We start from the raw sequence: 18,948 nt of genomic DNA, 5'->3' as shown, positions 1-18,948 counted from the left end.
GGGATAGCGCCGCAGCGCAAGGAACGCGAGGGTAAGATAAAATGCGCCGTATCCCAGCGCACTCAGGGCCGGACCATATTCCCAGTGCCGGGTCATGCCGTACTGCATCCCAAAACCGATTAGCGGCGGGGCAAACAGCAGCACGCCGTCAATAATCTGCTTCCCTTTCTCCTGCGCCCGCAGCGACAGCGCCACGCTCAGGACGCCGAATATCAGCGTATTGGCAATCAGGAACAGCTGGCAGACCCAATAGTCTTCAGGCTGGTAGTCATTCAGCCCCCACATGCCGCCCACGCCGAACGTGAACAGCAGCCCGAGCAGGTTCAGCTCGCGCCAGTGCTGCCAGATGCTGATAGCGAGAATGCCGATAGACAGCAGGAGATAGAAAGAGAACAGCGCGACAAAGCTGCCGCCCCCGGTAGACAAGAGCAGCGGCGCAAGATAGCCGCCGAGGCTCGCCAGCATGGCAAGGCTCAGTGCCTTCTGCAGCACCGCCAGCCCGACGCTCGCCGCGCAAATCACCACCAGCAGCGCAAAGGCCAGCGTCATCGGCAACATTTGCCAGAGCCGGAAGGCGCCAAACACCGTCAGGTAGAGCACGCCGGTCGCCCCGCCCTGGAGGATCAGCGCATAGACGCGCTGCCTGTGCCGCAGCCGCCACCCAACCGCCAGCAGAACGATGGCAAACAGCGCCGTTGCCACGAGGCGCAGCTCAAGCGGGAACAGGGAATGTTCCACGGTATAGCGCAGCAGGAATGAAAGACCAAGGAAAAGCAGCAGGATCCCAAGCTTCGCCAGCGGATTACCCTGCATAAACCAGCGTACCAGCGACGTCAGGATGCCGCCAAAGGCAGAAGGCTGTTTTGCCGCAGGCGTCGGGGCCGGGGCCGGTTCTGCCACGGCAGCGGGAGTATCGGGGCGCCAGGGGTCGACAGGCGCGGGAGCGTCCTCAACCACCGGCGCGGTCACAGGCGACGGCGCCGTGGTCTGCACCGGCTCCGGCGCGTTCTCAGGCACGCCGCGCTGCTCAAGCGCCTCTATGCGCTGGCGTAGTCGGGCGATCTCCTGTCGCGCCGCCGTACTTCGATTAAAGCCTATAACCGCAAGCACGGGTGCCACCACCAGCGCAAATACCAGGAACAAACAGCCAAGGATGTAAAGCTCGTCCATGTTTCCACCTTCACCGTAAACGATCCGTTAAGATTGACACAAATCGTTGCATTTGCGCCATCTTAAAAGGTGGAAACATTAACAGGTCTTAGCTGCCGGACCAGATCGTTGCGGATACCGCTGGCAGCGCCAGCACGCCGTCCTGTATCGTCGCCTTGCCCTCTTTATTCTTCCACGTCGCTACCTTCAGCAGCGGTGAATCATCCAGCACCACTTCGCAAGCCTCGCCCCGGTTGATGGCCACCAGCACGCGCTGCTGGTTATAGACGCGAGCAAATACCACCACGTTATCGTGGGCGTACACCACCTGACAGCCGCCGTAGCGCAGGGCGAGACTCTGCTTACGCAGCTTTGCCAGCCGCTGATACAGGCTGAACAGCACCTTGTCCTGTTTCGCTGGCTCCCACGGGAAGGTTTTGCGGCAGAACGGATCGTTGTTGCCGTCCAGCCCCACTTCGTCTCCATAATAGATGCACGGCACGCCCGGCCAGGTGAAGAGCCAGGTCACCGCCAGCGGCAGACGCGCCACATCCTTGCCGAGCAGGGATTTAAAGCGCGCGGTATCGTGGCTATCGAGCTGGTTAAACATCCGCAGTTGCTGCTGATGCGACAGGCCGGCACGGTAGTTCTCCATCCATGCCATGCAGGTTTCAGCGTCGATATGATTCGGATCGTAGGAGATATCGGTGTTAGCGAGGAATCCCCACAGCGGGAAGGTAAAGCCGCGATAGTTCATCGCCGCATCTTCCGCATCGTTCTGCAGCCACTGGCGCGCGTCGCCAAAGTGCTCGCCAAAGACGAACGCCTCCGGCTGGGCCGCTTTTGCCGAGCGCGTAATCCCGGCGACGTGCTGAAGGTTTTCCCGCGCCCCGCCCGCTTCGCCGAGCATATGCACCACGTCCAGGCGCCAGCCGTTCATTTTCCACGGCGCCTTCAGCCAGTGACGCACGATGCTGTCTTCCCCGCCGTAAATCTCATTCACAAGCGTTGGCGACTGGAAATCCAGCTTCGGCAGGCTCGGGTAGCCCAGCCAGTCCAGCGCACGGCCCTCCTCGTTAAAGCTGTACCAGTCGCGCTGCGGCGAATCCGGGTTATGACATGCCCCGCCCATCGACTGATTATGACGGTCAAACCAGGCGTGCGAATCTCCGCTGTGGTTGAACACGCCGTCAAGAATGAGGCGCATGCCTTCGTTTTGGGTGTTCTTCCGCAGGCGCAGCAGCGCCTCGTCACCGCCAAACTGCGCGTCAACGTGGCGATAATCTTCGGTATCGTATTTGTGTACGCTCGGGGCCTTAAACACCGGGTTGAGATACAGCGCCGTCACGCCCAGTTTTTTCAGGTACGGCAGCTTTTCGCTGATTCCGTCGAGATCGCCGCCGTAAAACGTCGATCCGCCCGCATGCGCGGTTAATGGCTCGTCCCACGCTTTCAGGATAATGTCATGGCCCGCCGCATGGTGGTGATAGACCTTATCCTGGTCGGCAGTGCGTTTTTCGCTGCGCGCAAAACGGTCCGGGAAAATCTGGTAAAAGACCTGGTCGTTAACCCACTGCGGGCCGTTATCCGGATAATCGACTGCAAACTGCTCCAGCCGTGCGGGCGGGAAACGGCTAAACCCCTGCGGGGTAAACCACAGCTGGCGGTTATTCCACAGCAGTTTGAAGCTGTAACGGCGACGCGGCTGCCCGCTGCTCAGGTCGATATTCGCCCGCCAGGCGGTGATCCCCGGCTGCGGCTGGCTGCGCAGCTTGTGCATTTTCAGCCCGGTCTCTTCGTTATCGATTTCGGCGCGGAGCGTCACGCGTTCAGGCTGATTTTCCCCCGCCAGCCAGAGCGTAATCACAAGGTTGTCTTTGTTTGGCTTAACAAATGGGGCAACCGGAAGGTGCCAGGCGTTTAACATCACGAATCCCCTTTGATGAAATTGACGTCACCTTGCCACAGGGTGGTTAAGGATAGCTCATCACGATCGGGATTATTGGGGGAGGAGAAAGGAGGAGGAGGCATCAGTGCGGCCTGATGCCCTCCCCCCAACCCTCTCCCACAGGGAGAGGGAGAAAAAAGATTACTGCGCTTCTGCCAGCTGACGGTCGCGACGGCATTTAAACACCCAGCCCACCAGCAGCAGGACGATCCACGCGCAGCCCACGTACAGGGAAATGCGGGTATCCGGATGGTAGCCAATCAGGGCAATGATAAACACCAGGAAGATCAGCCCGACGACGGTCGTCGCAACGCCGCCCGGTACTTTGAACTTCAGCGCTTTCGCCTCATCCGGCGTCAGGCGACGGCGGAAGGCAATCTGCGACAGCAGGATCATGATCCACACCCACACCGTCGCGAAGGTCGCCAGCGATGCAATCACCAGGAAGACGTTCTCCGGCATGATGTAGTTCAGGTAAACCGAGAACAGCAGCGCCACGGTCATCACCACAACGGTCACCCACGGCGTGCCGCGGCGTGAGGTTTTGGCGAACACCTTCGGCGCACTGCCCTGCTCCGCCATGCCGTGCAGCATACGGCCCACGCCAAAGACGTCACTGTTGATCGCGGAGAGCGACGCGGTCAGCACCACAAAGTTCAGAATGCTGGCGGCAAACGCAATCCCCATGTGCTGGAAGGTCAGAACAAACGGGCTACCGTTGGTACCCACCTGATTCCACGGGTAGATGGACATGATCACGAACAGCGTACCCACGTAAAACACCAGAATACGCATCGGCACCGAGTTGATCGCGCGCGGAATGGACTTCTCCGGGTCTTTCGCTTCCCCGGCGGTGATACCGATAATCTCGATACCGCCGTAGGCGAACATGACCATCTGGAGCGACATGACCATGCCGAGCCAGCCGTTGCTGAAGAAGCCGCCGTTGCTCCAGAGGTTATGGATGCCGGTCGGCTGCCCGCCGTTGCCGATTCCCCAGATGATGATGCCAAAACCGGCCACAATCATGATGATGATGGTGGCGACCTTGAAGAAGGAGAACCAGAACTCCAGCTCGCCGAACACCTTCACGCTCATCAGGTTGACGGCGCAAATGATCAGCACCACGCTCAGCACCCATATCCAGTGCGGCACCGCCGGGAACCAGACGCCCATATAGATGCCAAACGCCGTCACGTCGGCAATCGCCACGATCAGGATTTCAAAGCAGTAGGTCCAGCCGGTGATAAACCCGGCCAGCGGGCCGAGGTTTTCCTGAGCGTAGCGGGAGAATGAGCTGGCAGACGGGTTGTGAACCGACATTTCGCCGAGGGCGCGCATGATGATATACGCCGCCACGCCGCCGATGATGTACGCCAGCAGCACGCTGGGACCGGCCATTTTGATGGCATCTGCCGAGCCATAAAAAAGACCGGTGCCGATAGCAGAGCCCAGCGCCATAAAGCGGATGTGGCGCGTGCTCAATCCACGTTTAAGTTTGTTAGTGCTTTCCATTTAAATCTTGCCATTCAACACGAAAAAAACAAAAAACCACGGGGCCTTAAGCCCCGTGGTTAAACAGTTTGTTGCCGTTGATTAATGGGCGTTCGATGCGACCTGACGCCCTGCAGCACGGTCCCAGATAATGGCCAGAACCAGTGCAACAACGGTAGGCATCAGCCAGGCCAGACCCTGCTCGGACAGCGGCAGACGCTGTGTCCACGCCGGCAGTATGTGCGCGAAAGCTGATGCTTTAATCCCGTCAAGGATACCAAAAATCAGGCTGATAAACATGGCTGGCGCAATAATTCGTGAAGAGTTGTTCCACCACGGGCGAGTAAAGCTCAACACCACCAGCACGATGCACGGCGGATAAATCGCCGTCAGCACCGGAATAGAGACCTGAATCAGGTGGCTCAGACCGAGGTTTGACACCGCCATAGAGAAGATGCCGAGGATAAACACCAGGGTGCGGTAAGAGAGCGGCAGATACTGTGCAAAGAACTCTGCGCAGGCGCAGGTCAGGCCAACCGCGGTGACCAGACAGGCCAGGAAGATGAGTGCCGCCAGCAGCATACTGCCCGCACCGCCGAAGGTGTGCTGAACGTAGGCGTGCAGGATAGCCGCACCGTTGGCGTTCTGATCGACCAGCATGGCGCTGTCGGAGCCCAGACGGAACAGCGCCAGATACAGCAGCGTCAGACCCACACCGGCCATCAGGCCAGCCCAGATGGTATAGCGGGTCAGCAGGCGCGCTTCGGTCACACCGCGGGAACGCGCGGCGTTAACGATAACGATACCAAACACCATGGCGCCCAGCGTATCCATCGTCAGGTAGCCGTTCACAAAGCCGTTAGAGAACGCGGCGTTTTTATAGGCGTCCATCGCATCGCTAATCGGGCCCGCTGGCCAGACGATGGCCGCTACCGCCAGAACAATCAGCGCCACAATTTTGAGCGGAGCCAGGAAGTTACCCACGGTATCCAGCAGTTTGCCCGGATAGAGGGAAACCAGAATCACGATCGCGAAGTAGATCAGGCTGTAGATAAACAGCGGCATCGCGCCGTCACCGGTCAGAGGAGCAATACCCACTTCGAAGGACACGGTGGCCGTACGCGGGGTCGCAAACAGCGGGCCAACGGCCAGATAGCAGACGGTTGCCAGCAGAACGCCCGCCACTTTACCAATCGGGGTGCTAAGGCTATCCACACCGCCACCGACTTTCGCCAGCGCGACGACGGTGAGAACCGGCAGACCCACGGCAGTAATCAGGAAACCAAACGCGGCGGTCCAGACGTGTTCACCCGCCTGTAGGCCAACCATTGGAGGGAAAATGATGTTGCCTGCGCCAACGAACAGCGCAAATGTCATAAAGCCCAGCGCGATGATGTCACGCGATTTTAAGTGATGGGTCATAAAACCTTACTGCCTGTGGATGTGGTGTTGAAAACATTGAGATTTTCGATATCCCTGACGGGACGATACAGCCGAAAATTTGCTCAATTTCAGCGGGAAATGCTCCCGTCCTGGCGTGGAGAAGAATAGTTTTTCGATTTACCACGCAAATACAGTCGGTCTGACAGTATCTGGGGCGCAATTTAAACGCTTATAACGTTTAAAGGCAAGGTGGGATCGCAAAACCAGAACAATATGCCAGCATGAAAACACACGTTAGAATAATACGCTGTTTATAAGAAAAACCCATGGCTAATCATGCGAACAAAAAACAGACAGCCGTATAAAATTCATCCGCGTTTCGCTTGACTGCAAAGCAAACGGGCCAGCGATGGCTGACCCGTGGAAAGGTAAAATGACACGCCTGCCGTCAGGCGATCTTTTTGGCAATTAATCGTTCCGGAATAACGAAACTGAAACGGGTTCCTTTACCCAGCGTACTTTGAATATCGAGACGGCTTTCATGGTGATTCACCGCGTGTTTCACAATTGCCAGCCCCAGGCCGCTTCCGCCCGTCTGCCGGGATCGCGCTTTATCCACACGGTAAAAGCGCTCGGTCAGACGCGGAATGTGCTCCGGCGCGATCCCCGGCCCATTGTCTTCCACGCTAAACTCCGCCCCCGTTGGGGCATGGTGCCAGCGCACCACGATATTTGTCCCCTCAGGCGTATGATTCACCGCGTTATACACCAGGTTGGAAATGGCGCTACGCAGTTCATCTTCGCTGCCCAGCACCTTCAGCGTACTGTCGACCTCAAAGGTCAGGTGATGCTTTTTGTGGCTTAACGTCTGCGCTTCACGCTCCACGACCCGCAGCATCATCGGGACATCAATGGTGTCATTTAGCGCCAGCGTTGGCGCCGCTTCAATCTTCGAGAGCGTCAGCAGCTGCTTCACCAGCCCTTCCATCCGGTGCGTTTGCTCGCGCATGGTGTGCAGCGCTTTTTCACGCGGCGCGCCTTCCAGCGTTTGCTCCTGCATCATCTCCAGGTAGCCCTGCAGCACGGTCAACGGGGTTCGCAGTTCGTGACTGACGTTGGCGAAGAAGTTGCGCCGCGCCCCTTCCAGCTGGTGCATCTGGGTGACATCGCGCGCCACCATCAGCCACTGCTTATCGCTGTAGGGCATCACGCGGATCTCCAGATGGCGACCATTATTGAGCTTCAGATTGTGCGGACGGGTAAAATCACGCTTTTTCAGGTACAGCGTAAACTCGGGATAGCGCAGAAGGTTGAGGATATTTTGACCGTTGTCATCCGGCCAGCGCAGGCCCAGCAGCTGTTGAGCCAGGCCGTTACACCAGAAGATCGTCCCTTCTTCGGTCGTCAGAATCACGGCATCCGGCAGCGACTCTGCACCGCTGCGGAAACGCTTAATCAGGCTTCCCAGCTCGCGGCGACGCTTTTTATTACGCATCTGCATCTGATGCAGACCGTACAGCAGCGGCTCCCAGCTGCCGCTTCCCGGCGGCGGCGTCATACTTCGGTCAACCCACAGCCACCAGGAGAGGCGCAGCAGGTTCCAGAAATGCCAGATCAGCAGCCCGGTGACCGACGCCAGCAGAAACCACGGCAGGTGTCCAAGAAAGGCCCCAAGAAGGAAGGCCGGAATACAGCATAAGATCAGTTCAAAGACGAGCCTTTTCCATGACAGACGTTCCAGCACGCGTCACACTCCTGTCATTGTTCAGAAACGGGTAGAAAAACGATAACCCGTGCCGCGGACCGTCTGCACCATGCGATCGTGGCCGCTCAGTTCCAGTGCTTTTCGCAGGCGGCGAATATGTACGTCAACCGTCCGGTCTTCGACATACACGTTAGTTCCCCAGACGTTATTCAGCAACTGCTCGCGGCTGTACACGCGTTCCGGGTGGGTCATAAAGAAGTGCAGGAGTTTAAATTCGGTAGGCCCCATGTCGAGGGGATTTTCACCAGTCATCACGCGGTGTGAGGTGGGATCAAGGCTCAGCCCCTGCATCTCAATCACCTCTTCCACCGCCATTGGCGAAATACGGCGCATCACGGCTTTAATGCGGGCGACCAGCTCTTTTGGGGAGAACGGTTTGGTAATGTAATCGTCCGCACCGGTCTCAAGACCGCGCACGCGATCCTCTTCTTCTCCGCGCGCCGTGAGCATCACAACCGGGATGTCGCGGGTCAGCGCTTCACGCTTCAGGTGTTTGATAAACTGCAGTCCGGAGCCGCCAGGCAACATCCAGTCCAGCAGAATCAGATCGGGCCAGGGTTCATTCAGCTGGTTCACTGCGCTGTCATAATCTTCCGCTTCAACCGGCTGGAAACCGTTTTGCTCGAGCACGAAGCACACCATTTCACGAATTGGAGCTTCATCTTCTACGACCAGAATACGTCTCGCCATACTTTGCCCTGTCTTATCTTATTTAAGTTACAAGTTTGTAATTCGGCGCCATTATGCGTCAGATTTATGACAGATTTATGAAAAACAGTACCACGATAATGGGCAAACCGTTGTTTTATTACAGCGGTTATTTTCCCGTCTCTGAACGTTTATAATCCTGCTTTCTCTTTTTTGCCACGGATCAGCTATGCGCATACTTCACACCTCGGACTGGCATCTGGGTCAAAATTTTTACAGTAAAAGCCGTGCGGCTGAACATGAAGCGTTCCTGAACTGGCTGCTGGAAACGGCCCGGACGCACGAGGTGGACGCGATTATTGTGGCGGGTGACATCTTTGATACCGGCTCGCCCCCCAGCTATGCGCGTGAGCTGTATAACCGCTTCGTGGTGAATCTGCAGCAAACCGGCTGTCACCTGGTGATTGTCGCCGGCAACCATGATTCCGTCGCCACGCTCAATGAATCCCGCGATATCCTGGCATTTCTCAATACCACCGTGGTCGCCAGCGCCGGGCACGCCCCACAGATCCTGAATAAACGCGACGGGTCGCCGGGGGCTGTGCTGTGTCCGATACCGTTTTTACGTCCGCGGGACATCGTGCAAAGCCAGGCGGGGCTGTCGGGTACAGAAAAGCAGCAACATCTGTTACAGGCCATCACAGACTATTACCACCAGCAGCACGCCGAAGCCTGTGCCCTGCGGGGTGACCAGTCTATTCCGGTGATTGCAACCGGGCACCTCACCACCGTCGGGGCCAGTAAAAGTGACGCCGTGCGTGACATCTATATCGGCACGCTGGATGCCTTTCCGGCGCAGAACTTCCCGCCAGCCGACTACATTGCGCTCGGGCATATCCACCGCGCGCAGGTTATTGGCGGCAGTGAGCACATCCGCTACTGCGGCTCCCCCATTTCGCTCAGCTTTGACGAAACGGGCAAAGCCAAATCCGTGCATCTGGTGAGCTTCAGCGAGGGAAAACTCCGCGCCGTCGAGACGCTGGAAGTACCGGTCACCCAGCCGCTGGCGGTGCTGAAAGGCGATCTCGATGCCATCACCGCCCAGCTGGAACAGTGGCGCGGTGCTGAACAAGATCCCCCCGTCTGGCTGGATATCGAAATCACCACCGATGACTACCTGCACGATATGCAGCGCAAAATTCAGGCGCTGACGGAGGATTTGCCCGTCGAAGTCTTACTGGTCCGCCGCAGCCGCGAGCAGCGCGAGAAAATTCTGTTAAGCGCTCAACGTGAAACGCTCAGTGAACTGCGGGTTGAAGAGGTGTTTGAACGCAGGCTCTCGCAGGAAGAGATTGACGACGCGAAGCGCGCAAGACTCAGCGAACTGTTCAGCCATACCCTGCATGCGCTCAATGATGAGGAAGAAAACGCATGAAAATTTTGAGCCTGCGCCTGAAAAATCTCAACTCACTCAAGGGCGAGTGGAAAATTGACTTTACCGCGGAGCCGTTTGCCAGCAACGGGCTGTTTGCCATCACCGGTGCGACCGGGGCAGGAAAAACTACCCTGCTCGACGCCATCTGTCTGGCGCTTTATCACGAAACGCCGCGACTGCAGAAGGTCTCTCAGGCGCAAAACGATCTGATGACGCGCGATACCGCCGAATGCCTGGCAGAAGTGGAGTTCGAGGTAAAAGGCACCGCCTATCGCGCCTTCTGGAGCCAGAACCGGGCGCGCAACCAGCCGGACGGGAACCTGCAGGCGCCGCGCGTGGAGCTGGCGCGCTGTGAAGATGGCAAAATCCTGGCCGACAAAGTGTCGGATAAACTGGAGCAAACCGCCGCGCTCACCGGGCTGGACTACGGGCGCTTTACCCGCTCGATGCTGCTCTCACAGGGGCAGTTTGCCGCCTTCCTTAATGCCAAACCGAGCGATCGTGCCGAGCTGCTGGAAGAGCTAACCGGCACCGAGATCTACGGCCAGATTTCCGCCATGGTGTTTGAAAAACATAAAGCCGCCCGCAGCGTGCTTGAAAAGTGCGAGGCGCAGGCGGCGGGCGTCGTGCTGTTGAGCGAAGAACAGCAGCAGCAGTTACAGCAAAGTTTGCAGGCACTTACTGACGAAGAGAAAACCCTGCTGGTTCAGCAGCAAAGTCAGCAGAAAGATTTTCAGTGGCTTACGCGTCATGATGAGCTCGTGCGCGAGCAACAGCGCGTCACCGCGACGCAGCAGCAGGCGCAACAGGCGCTGACGAACGCTGCGCCAGAGCTGGCAAAGCTCCAGCTTGCTCTGCCCGCCGCCCAGCTTCGACCGCTCTGGGAACATCAGCAGGAGCAAACCGCGCGTCTGGCACAGACACAGCAGCGAATTATCGAAGTAAATACTCGCTTACAAGCCAGAACCGCGCTGCGCTCACGTATCCGCAATACCGCCCTGCGTAACCACGAGCAGCTTCAGACCGAACTGACGGCGCTGGCGCAGTGGCTGGCGGAGCACGAGCGCTATCGGCTGCTGGGCCAGGAGATTGCCGGCTGGCGCGCCCAGTTCTCGCAGCTTAACCGCGATAAAACGCAGTTAGCCTCGCTTGCTGCGCGGATGAGTGAATTACGCAACAGGCTGGCTGAGATGCCGGAAAATGCGCTGACCCTGACGGCGGATGAGGTCAGCGCGGCCATGGAGCAGCAGTCCCGGTCACGCACGCTGCGCCAGCGGCTAACGTCGCTGCATGCCCGCTATCAGCCGCTGCAAAAGCGCCTGCGCCAGAGCGGTGAAAGCGTGCAGAAGGCCCAGGCCGAACAAAATAAACTCAATGAAACGCTGACGCTGCGCCGCCAGCAGTACAAAGAGAAACACCAGCACTATCTGGACCTGAAGGCCCTGTGCGAACGCGAAGCGACGATTAAAGACCTGGAAAGCTATCGTGCCCGGCTTGAGGCCGGCAAACCCTGTCCCTTGTGCGGCTCCAGCGAGCATCCCGCCGTTGAGCAATACCAGTTGCTTGAGCTGACGGATAACCAGCGCCGCCGTGATGCCCTGGAAAAGGAGGTCGCCGCGCTTAAAGAGGAAGGCCTGCTGGTGCTGGGACAGGTTAATGCCCTGGCTCAGCAAATCCAGCGCGAGACAGACGAAGTTCAGACGCTCTCTCAGGAAGAGCAAGCACTCACTAAAGAGTGGATAGAGGCCTGTGCTTCCCTGAATATAGCGTTGAATATTCAGGACGATATCGCGCCATGGCTGAACGAGCAGGAACAGTACGAGCGCCAGCTTTATCAGCTCAGCCAGCGTCTGACCCTGCAAAACCAGTTAAACGAGCAGGAAGCGCAGGAGCGACAGTATCAGCAGCAGCTGACTACCGCGCGCCAGGCGCTGGAACACACCCTGCTCTCGCTATCACTCAACGTACCTGAAGACGGTAATGAAGCCGCCTGGCTGCACGCCCGCGAAGCGGAATTCTCGCAGTGTCAGGAGAAGCAAACGCAGCACGGTGTGCTTCAGGAACGCATAAACGCCCTGAAGCCGCTGCTCGACGCGCTTCCGACAACGAACAGCGCAGACGCCGAACCGGTTATTCCTGATAACTGGCGCGACATCCACGACGAGTGCGTGTCGCTACAGAGCCAGCTGACCGCGCAACAGCAGCAGGAGACGCTGGAGCAAGAGCGTCTGCAGCAGTCGCAGAAGCAGTTCACCGCGGCGCTCTCGGCAAGCTGCTTTGCCGATCGGGAAGCGTTCCTTGCCGCGCTGTTGGATGACGACGCTATTCGCCACCTCGAACAGTTGAAACAGTCGCTGGAAAACCAGATACAGCAGGCCGCGGCCCTTTCCGGCCAGGCTAACCAGCAGCTGCAGGCTCATCTGGCGCTGCGGCCGGAAGGGCTCGACGCCGATGCCCCCACGCTGCAAAGCCAGCTGCAGCAGCTGGCGCAGCGGCTGCGCGAGAACACCACGCATCAGGGCGAGATCCGCCAGCAGCTTAAGCAGGACAGCGATAACCGGCAGCACCAGCTGGCGTTGATGCAGCAAATTGAAGAGGCCGCGCGCCAGGCGGACGACTGGGGGTACCTGAACGCGCTGATCGGCTCCAGCACCGGCGACAAGTTCCGTAAGTTCGCCCAGGGACTGACGCTGGACAATCTTGTCTGGCTCGCAAACCAGCAGCTCAACCGTCTGCACGGGCGTTATCTGCTGCAGCGTAAGGCCAGTGACGCGCTGGAGCTGGAAGTGGTCGATACCTGGCAGGCGGATGCGGTTCGCGATACCCGTACGCTCTCGGGCGGTGAAAGCTTCCTGGTCAGCCTGGCGCTGGCGCTGGCCCTTTCCGATCTGGTGAGTCATAAGACGCGGATCGATTCCCTGTTCCTGGATGAAGGGTTCGGCACGCTCGACAGTGAAACGCTGGATACCGCGCTGGATGCGCTCGACGCGCTGAACGCCACCGGGAAAACCATCGGCGTGATCAGCCACGTTGAGGCGATGAAAGAGCGCATTCCGGTGCAGATTAAGGTGAAGAAGATCAACGGCCTGGGGTATAGCAGGCTGGATAAGGTGTTTGCGGTGGAATGAATGGGGTGATCGTGCGGTCTGATGCCCTCACCCTAACCCTCTCCCACAGGGAGAGGGAATAAACGTTTATTCTGGCCATAACCACGCCGCGCCGCGCACGCCGCTGGAGTCCCCGTGCAGCGCTTTGCGGATCGGGGTTTCGCATTCACCGCCGAAGACCCACTGTTTCACCAGGTTCGGCACCGTGGCGTACAGCCGATCGACGTTGCTCATGCCGCCACCCAGCACTATCACGTCAGGATCGAGAATATTCACCACGTGAGCCAGCGATTTCGCCAGCCGCATTTCGTAGCGGCTAAGCGCCAGTTCGGCGACAGGATCCTGTTCTTCGACCAGACGCATGATTTCGTTGCCCTTGAGCGGCTGGCCGCTCAGACGGCGGTAGTCGGTCGCAAACCCGGTGCCGGAGATAAACGTCTCGATACAGCCCTGTTTTCCGCAGTAGCACGGAACTTCAGCGCGGTATTTAAGCTCGTCTTCATCCATCCACGGTAGCGGGTTGTGTCCCCACTCGCCCGCCGTGCCGTTGCCGCCGATATGGGCGCGCCCCCCGAACGCCACCCCCGCGCCGCAGCCGGTGCCGATAATAACGGCAAACACGGTCTGGGCACCCGCTGCCGCGCCGTCGATGGCCTCAGAGACCGCCAGGCAGTTGGCATCGTTGGCCAGACGCACGTCCCGGTTCAGACGCGCGCTTAAATCTTTATCAAACGGCTGGCCGTTGAGCCAGGTGGAGTTAGCATTTTTAACCACGCCGGTATACGGCGAGATCGACCCCGGGATCCCCATCCCGACGCTGCCGGTTTGCCCAGTCGCCTGCTCTGCCATCTCAACCAGCCTGGCAATCGTCTCGATAGTCTGGTGATAATCATCGCGCGGCGTCGGCAGACGATGGCGAAACAGCTGCTCCCCCTGCTCGCTCAGTGCGATAACTTCTGTTTTGGTGCCGCCCAAATCGATCCCAATACGCACAAGACTCTCCTCATTATTTTGATTATCAACAGAGTAGAAGCACGCTTCCCGATTAGCAATGCAAGCGATGCGACAATTCGTTATCATGCCCGCTGATTTAACGACAAGGCCGTGGAAATTATCATGCTGTGGTTCAAAAATTTGATGGTTTACCGTCTCAGCCGCGACGTTTCGCTGCGTGCAGAAGAGATGGAAAAACAGTTAGCCGCTTATACCTTTTCCCCTTGCGGTAGCCAGGATATGGCGAAAACCGGTTGGGTTCCGCCAATGGGTTCACAAAGCGATGCACTGACCCACGCCAGCAGCACGGGTCAAATCATCGTCTGCGCCCGTAAAGAAGAGAAAATCCTGCCGACGCCGGTGGTTAAGCAGGCGCTCGAAGCGAAAATTTTCAAGCTGGAAGCCGAACAGGGCCGCAAGCTGAAAAAGACCGAAAAAGATTCGCTGAAAGACGAAGTGCTGCACTCCCTGCTGCCGCGCGCCTTCAGCCGTTTCAGCCAGACCATGATGTGGATCGACACCGTCAACGGGCTGATCATGGTGGACTGCGCCAGCGCCAAGAAAGCAGAAGATACGCTGGCCCTGCTGCGCAAAAGCATCGGCTCGTTACCGGTCGTGCCGCTGGCGCTGGAAACGCCAATTGAGTTAACGCTGACCGAATGGGTACGCAGCGGTGCTGCGGCACAGGGTTTCCAGATCCTTGATGAAGCCGAGCTGAAAGCCCTGCTGGAAGACGGTGGCGTGATCCGCGCGAAGAAGCAGGATCTGGTGAGCGACGAGATCGCCGTACACATCGAAGCGGGTAAAGTGGTCACCAAACTGGCGCTCGACTGGCAGCAGCGTATTCAGTTCGTGATGTGCGACGACGGCTCCGTGAAGCGTCTGAAGTTCTGCGATGAGCTGCGCGATCAGAACGAAGATATCGACAGGGAAGATTACGCCCAGCGTTTTGACGCGGACTTCATCCTGATGACCGGCGAGCTGGCCGCGCTGATTCAGAATCTGGTGGAAGGTCTCGGCGGCGAAGCGCAGAGATAACGGGCAAAACGTAGGCCGGGTAAGCGTTAGCGCCACCCGGCTAATTTTTTATTTCAGGTAGCGGCACAGATAAGAGGTAGGCTCAGCCACCTGCAAATGAAATTCGCTGTGGCCAGGGACGTTGAAAACTTGCCCGGCAGCGTAAACTTTCCATTCCGTTTCACCCGGCAGCAGGACGTTCAGCGCGCCGCTGACCACCGTCATTTCTTCCGCTTCCGCCGTGCCAAAGGTGTATTCCCCTTCCGCCATTACGCCGACACTGGCGCGGCCAGTGCTGCTGCTGGTAAAACCAATGGATTTCACTTTACCGGAAAAGTATTCGTTACTCTGAAGCATGAACTGGCCCTTATATTTTTAGATAAAAATTCACTATAGGGGCCATGCTCATCACCTGTCACGCAAAATCATTACATGAGGAGCTCCGAGGCCAGGCGAGCCATCAGAACGTTGGATAACAGCACCGGCACATCCAGCGCTTTTTGCAGCAAATCACGATGATGCTGGTGGAACCCCAGGCAGTCCAGGATCAAGACATCTGCCCCTCTCTCCAGCAGTTCCTTCCCGGCAGCAATGAGTTTAGCGTCACTGTCCCAGAACGGATTTGCCAGCGCATACAAGGGCACTTTTTCCAGCACGTGCCATTTTGCCTCCTGGTTATCCATGAGCTCCTCAATGGGAACAATCACCCCCACCTGATGACCATCAACGATAGAGGCCACCAGCGGCGGAATGATGCGCATCGGTTCCAGCAAAATCGCATTACGCGCCGTGAGACCTTTAATGGGGGCAGTACTCATCAGCAAAATAACGTCATAACCTTGATTATCGAGCACTTCTATCACGCCCTGCAGCGAGCGCTCGATTTTCTGGCGTGAAACGTGCGCCAGTTTACCGTCACTTAATAACGTCGCCAGGGGATCCTCCCCCGCCTCGACAGCGTAGTCTTCCATGACCTCTTCCCGACTCATCTTCCCCAGCAGGCTGAGATGCGTTATCTGTTGTTCAGATACGTGCTCGGTTAAGAGCGGTAACACTTCGCTTACAGGGACCACACCAATGGTGAGGATCGCCAACGTTGCCTTCATTTTTATCGCCTTCCATTACTCCAACATCGTGTACACAGGTACAGGCTCACTACGCTGCACAGTTCATTTTTTCAACAAAACAGCACCAAGCGTAGCAGGTGATCCCGACATCGAAATGTAAAGATCGCCTGCCGATACCGGAGTTACTTGTAATAACTAAATATTAACTCCTGCTTAACTTTCCCGATGAGTAAAAAGTGTGATTCAGGCACGATCCTGGAGCGTTTAGGAAAACATTCAGGTTATGTCGGGATCTTCATAGCGCCGTTTCGCATCCAGCGCTTCCTGCTCAGTCTCGTGTTCACTGATCAGCGAGTCCGGTTTTGGGTGATCCGCACGCAGTTGATACCAGGTCACGGTATGACCCGTATGGCCTTTTTCAACGGTAACAATGCGCGCTTCACGCGGATAGGGAGGTCTGGTTGGCATAGCTCATCCTTTTTTTATGTCTGAGCTATAAGTATAGACGCCGCTTAGCTGGCACACGCCAAACGCAGGGCGGTAATAATCTGAATCACAACGTCTTCGGGAGTGGCTGACGCATCCACCACGTGGTGAGCCGCTTCGCGGTATAACGCATCGCGTTCGGCCAGCACTTCACTCACCTCTTCGTTGAGTGGCCTGGAGGTCAGCGCAGGGCGTTGCCCCTCTTCCGGAAAAGCTTCCAGACGCCCTACCAGAGCCGACACCGGCGCGCTGAGATAAATCACGATCCCCTTTTCGCGCATAAAGTGACGATTACACTCCGCCAGAACAATGCCACCCCCGGTCGCGATCACGGCAGACGGGGAAGTGACCGCTTTTAGTGCGGCGGTTTCGCGTGCGCGAAAGCTCTCCCATCCCTCTTGCTCAACGATCTCAGCGATGGTTTTTCCGGCCTCGGTTTGCAGCCAGTGGTCGGTATCAACAAACTGGCGATGACACACGCGTGCCAGCTCCAGGCCAACGGTGGTTTTCCCACAGCCGCGGGGGCCAACTAAAAAGATGGGTTGGGTCATGCCAGGTGTTCCCCTTGATGCCGAATGGCTGAAGAGTGTAAAGAAATAATTGCAGAAGATGTTTCGATTACTTTACTGCAAAGCGGTACGGGATGACAACCCTGTGGAGGCCACACTGTACCACAAATTGACAATAATTATCATTACGCTGTGCGGCGCTTCACTTCCAGCAGCCATTTATCCAGTTCGGCAGCGAACTGCTGGCGATCGCGCTGGGACAAGCTGTCCGGTCCACCGGTCTGCACGCCGCTGGCCCGCATCGTATCCATAAAATCGCGCATGGTGAGCTTTTCCCGAATGGTCGAAGGCGAGTAACGCTCCCCGCGCGGATTGAGTGCCGCCGCCCCTTTCTCGAGCACTTCAGCGGCCAGCGGAATATCCGCCGTGATCACCAGATCCTCCGCGCTGCACAGGCGAACAATTTCGTTATCCGCCACGTCGAACCCGGCCGGCACGCGCAAAGAGCGGATGAACCGCGAAGGCGGTACGCGAATGTTCTGGTTTGCCACCAGCGTCAGCGGCATCTGAACGCGCTCGGCGGCGCGAAATAAAATCTCTTTAATCACATTCGGACACGCGTCCGCATCAACCCAAATCGCCATATTGTCTCCCCATAATGACTCTGTCGACTATTGTCGCCTGCATTTCGTTGTTAAGCTATCAATCAGAGAAAACAACGCATAATGACGGAGATTCGTGATGGACAAGAAAATCGGGTTTATCGGCTGCGGTAACATGGGCAAAGCCATCCTGGGCGGTCTGATCGCCAGCGGGCAGGTGCTGCCGGGTCAGATTTGGGTCTATACCCCGTCACCGGACAAGGTCGCCGCATTGCGCGATCAGTACGGGATCAACGCTGCCGAAAGCGCGCAGGAAGTGGCCCAGGTCGCCGATATCGTCTTTGGCGCCGTCAAGCCGAACATCATGATCAAAGTGCTGAGCGATATCACCTCCAGCCTGAACAAAGAGACGCTGGTCGTGTCGATTGCCGCGGGCGTCACGCTCGATCAGCTGGCGCGCGCGCTGGGTCACGATCGTAAAATCATCCGCGCGATGCCCAACACCCCTTCGCTGGTCAACGCCGGCATGACCTCCGTCACGCCTAACGCGCTGGTGACCACGGAAGAAGTGGCCGATGTGCTGAACATTTTCCGCTGCTTTGGTGAAGCTGAAGTGATTGCCGAATCGATGATCCATCCGGTGGTCGGCGTGAGTGGCTCAGCCCCTGCCTATGTTTTCATGTTTTTAGAAGCGATGGCCGACGCCGCCGTGCTTGGCGGAATGCCGCGCGCGCAGGCGTATAAGTTCGCCGCGCAGGCCGTCATGGGCTCCGCCAAAATGGTGCTGGAAACCGGCAAACACCCGGGTGAACTGAAAGATATGGTCTGCTCCCCGGGCGGTACCACCATCGAAGCGGTGCGGGTGCTGGAAGAGCGCGGGTTCCGCTCGGCGGTCATTGAAGCGATGGCAAAATGCATGGAAAAATCAGAGAAGCTGAGTAAATCCTGATACTCTCCGTCGGGCGTCAGGCCGCCACTTCGGTGCGGCCGCGCCCGGCATTTTTCGCCCTGTACAGCGCCACGTCAGCCGCCTTCAGCCATTCCCGATAATGTCCAAACTGCGGTCCCCAGGGGGCAACGCCTACGCTGATGCGCAGCGCTTCTTTTGGCGCGCACGGTAACGTCAGGTTTTCCAGCCGCTCATGCAACCGCGACATCACGGCGATGGCGCTTTCAGCTGCTGTCTGGGACATGATCACCGCAAACTCATCCCCACCAAACCGGCCGATAGCATCGCCTGACCGTACTGACCGCTGGAGCTGGCGCGTAATAGCAATGATCGCCTCGTCGCCCACGTCGTGCCCCCAGGTGTCGTTGATGTTTTTAAAGTGGTCGATATCAATCA

General features: G+C 57.7%; 17 protein-coding genes. 4 read left to right on the top strand and 13 right to left on the bottom strand.

Annotation, left to right across the window (positions count from 1 at the left end; genetic code table 11):
- From DOU50_RS05050 to phoB, 6 genes are all read right to left on the bottom strand, one after another.
- The coding region (locus DOU50_RS05050; protein WP_148768944.1) for a DUF2339 domain-containing protein at positions 1–1,170 on the bottom strand (1,170 nt) is incomplete at its 3' end.
- An 88-nt stretch (positions 1,171–1,258) separates the two neighbouring features.
- Positions 1,259–3,076: a maltodextrin glucosidase gene (gene malZ, locus DOU50_RS05045; RefSeq protein ID WP_148768943.1), complete on the bottom strand. Its 1,818-nt coding sequence runs from the start codon at positions 3,074–3,076 to the stop codon at positions 1,259–1,261.
- A gap of 162 nt (positions 3,077–3,238) precedes the next feature.
- Positions 3,239–4,612 carry a proline-specific permease ProY gene (gene proY / locus DOU50_RS05040; RefSeq protein ID WP_024906796.1) on the bottom strand — a complete coding sequence of 458 codons (1,374 nt, stop codon included), beginning with the start codon at positions 4,610–4,612 and terminating at the stop codon, positions 3,239–3,241.
- Between the two features lie 81 nt (positions 4,613–4,693).
- The gene (gene brnQ, locus DOU50_RS05035) at positions 4,694–6,013 is read right to left on the bottom strand and encodes a branched-chain amino acid transporter carrier protein BrnQ (RefSeq protein WP_024906795.1); all 1,320 of its coding nucleotides are present in this window, start codon (positions 6,011–6,013) and stop codon (positions 4,694–4,696) included.
- 409 nt (positions 6,014–6,422) lie between these two features.
- Positions 6,423–7,718 carry a phosphate regulon sensor histidine kinase PhoR gene (gene phoR / locus DOU50_RS05030; RefSeq protein WP_090418053.1) on the bottom strand — a complete coding sequence of 432 codons (1,296 nt, stop codon included), beginning with the start codon at positions 7,716–7,718 and terminating at the stop codon, positions 6,423–6,425.
- Between the two features lie 21 nt (positions 7,719–7,739).
- Positions 7,740–8,429: a phosphate response regulator transcription factor PhoB gene (gene phoB, locus DOU50_RS05025; protein ID WP_008503265.1), complete on the bottom strand. Its 690-nt coding sequence runs from the start codon at positions 8,427–8,429 to the stop codon at positions 7,740–7,742.
- Positions 8,430–8,616: 187 nt separating this feature from the next.
- Here phoB and sbcD point away from each other — a divergent pair, with 187 nt between their 5' ends.
- Both sbcD and sbcC read left to right on the top strand, forming a co-directional pair.
- The gene (sbcD, locus tag DOU50_RS05020) at positions 8,617–9,822 is read left to right on the top strand and encodes an exonuclease subunit SbcD (RefSeq protein ID WP_148768942.1); all 1,206 of its coding nucleotides are present in this window, start codon (positions 8,617–8,619) and stop codon (positions 9,820–9,822) included.
- Entirely contained in the window at positions 9,819–12,950 is a 3,132-nt protein-coding gene (gene sbcC / locus DOU50_RS05015; RefSeq protein ID WP_148768941.1) for an exonuclease subunit SbcC, read from the top strand. Before sbcD ends, sbcC begins: the two co-directional genes overlap by 4 nt.
- Before the next feature lie 66 nt (positions 12,951–13,016).
- Here the strand turns inward: sbcC and mak are convergent, their stop codons facing one another.
- Positions 13,017–13,922, bottom strand: a complete 906-nt coding sequence (mak, locus tag DOU50_RS05010) for a fructokinase (RefSeq protein ID WP_148768940.1) — start codon at positions 13,920–13,922, stop codon at positions 13,017–13,019.
- Between the two features lie 123 nt (positions 13,923–14,045).
- Between mak and rdgC the strand changes: the two genes are divergently transcribed.
- Positions 14,046–14,960: a recombination-associated protein RdgC gene (gene rdgC, locus DOU50_RS05005; protein ID WP_023310540.1), complete on the top strand. Its 915-nt coding sequence runs from the start codon at positions 14,046–14,048 to the stop codon at positions 14,958–14,960.
- A 48-nt stretch (positions 14,961–15,008) separates the two neighbouring features.
- On the opposite strand, the gene ppnP is transcribed toward rdgC, so the two are convergent.
- The 5 genes from ppnP to DOU50_RS04980 form a co-directional block, all read right to left on the bottom strand.
- Positions 15,009–15,296: a pyrimidine/purine nucleoside phosphorylase gene (gene ppnP, locus DOU50_RS05000; RefSeq protein ID WP_008503270.1), complete on the bottom strand. Its 288-nt coding sequence runs from the start codon at positions 15,294–15,296 to the stop codon at positions 15,009–15,011.
- Between the two features lie 71 nt (positions 15,297–15,367).
- Entirely contained in the window at positions 15,368–16,045 is a 678-nt protein-coding gene (locus tag DOU50_RS04995) for an AroM family protein (protein ID WP_024906791.1), read from the bottom strand.
- A 237-nt stretch (positions 16,046–16,282) separates the two neighbouring features.
- Positions 16,283–16,474 carry a protein YaiA gene (yaiA, locus tag DOU50_RS04990; RefSeq protein WP_023334675.1) on the bottom strand — a complete coding sequence of 64 codons (192 nt, stop codon included), beginning with the start codon at positions 16,472–16,474 and terminating at the stop codon, positions 16,283–16,285.
- 44 nt (positions 16,475–16,518) lie between these two features.
- Entirely contained in the window at positions 16,519–17,043 is a 525-nt protein-coding gene (gene aroL, locus DOU50_RS04985; RefSeq protein WP_032646138.1) for a shikimate kinase AroL, read from the bottom strand.
- Positions 17,044–17,186: 143 nt separating this feature from the next.
- On the bottom strand, positions 17,187–17,645 hold the full coding sequence (locus tag DOU50_RS04980) for a YaiI/YqxD family protein (RefSeq protein WP_010428006.1): 459 nt from the start codon (positions 17,643–17,645) through the stop codon (positions 17,187–17,189).
- 97 nt (positions 17,646–17,742) lie between these two features.
- Here DOU50_RS04980 and proC point away from each other — a divergent pair, with 97 nt between their 5' ends.
- Positions 17,743–18,552 carry a pyrroline-5-carboxylate reductase gene (gene proC, locus DOU50_RS04975; protein ID WP_032646136.1) on the top strand — a complete coding sequence of 270 codons (810 nt, stop codon included), beginning with the start codon at positions 17,743–17,745 and terminating at the stop codon, positions 18,550–18,552.
- 16 nt (positions 18,553–18,568) lie between these two features.
- Here proC and DOU50_RS04970 read toward each other — a convergent pair.
- On the bottom strand, positions 18,569–18,948 hold a 380-nt coding region (locus DOU50_RS04970), incomplete at its 5' end, for a diguanylate cyclase (RefSeq protein ID WP_148768939.1).

The sequence above is a fragment of the Enterobacter sp. C6 genome, assembly GCF_008122455.1.
Classification (GTDB): Bacteria; Pseudomonadota; Gammaproteobacteria; order Enterobacterales; family Enterobacteriaceae; genus Enterobacter; species Enterobacter pseudoroggenkampii.
This window is presented reverse-complemented; position numbering and strand designations above follow the sequence as displayed.

Bases quoted from the DNA above. Each gene is read 5' to 3' on its own strand.
- malZ (WP_148768943.1), bottom strand. From the start codon at position 3,076: ATGTTAAACGCCTGGCACCTTCCGGTTGCCCCATTTGTTAAGCCAAAC.
- proY (WP_024906796.1), bottom strand. From the start codon at position 4,612: ATGGAAAGCACTAACAAACTTAAACGTGGATTGAGCACGCGCCACATC.
- brnQ (WP_024906795.1), bottom strand. From the start codon at position 6,013: ATGACCCATCACTTAAAATCGCGTGACATCATCGCGCTGGGCTTTATG.
- phoB (WP_008503265.1), bottom strand. From the start codon at position 8,429: ATGGCGAGACGTATTCTGGTCGTAGAAGATGAAGCTCCAATTCGTGAA.
- sbcD (WP_148768942.1), top strand. From the start codon at position 8,617: ATGCGCATACTTCACACCTCGGACTGGCATCTGGGTCAAAATTTTTAC.
- sbcC (WP_148768941.1), top strand. From the start codon at position 9,819: ATGAAAATTTTGAGCCTGCGCCTGAAAAATCTCAACTCACTCAAGGGC.
- rdgC (WP_023310540.1), top strand. From the start codon at position 14,046: ATGCTGTGGTTCAAAAATTTGATGGTTTACCGTCTCAGCCGCGACGTT.
- ppnP (WP_008503270.1), bottom strand. From the start codon at position 15,296: ATGCTTCAGAGTAACGAATACTTTTCCGGTAAAGTGAAATCCATTGGT.
- DOU50_RS04995 (WP_024906791.1), bottom strand. From the start codon at position 16,045: ATGAAGGCAACGTTGGCGATCCTCACCATTGGTGTGGTCCCTGTAAGC.
- yaiA (WP_023334675.1), bottom strand. From the start codon at position 16,474: ATGCCAACCAGACCTCCCTATCCGCGTGAAGCGCGCATTGTTACCGTT.
- aroL (WP_032646138.1), bottom strand. From the start codon at position 17,043: ATGACCCAACCCATCTTTTTAGTTGGCCCCCGCGGCTGTGGGAAAACC.
- DOU50_RS04980 (WP_010428006.1), bottom strand. From the start codon at position 17,645: ATGGCGATTTGGGTTGATGCGGACGCGTGTCCGAATGTGATTAAAGAG.
- proC (WP_032646136.1), top strand. From the start codon at position 17,743: ATGGACAAGAAAATCGGGTTTATCGGCTGCGGTAACATGGGCAAAGCC.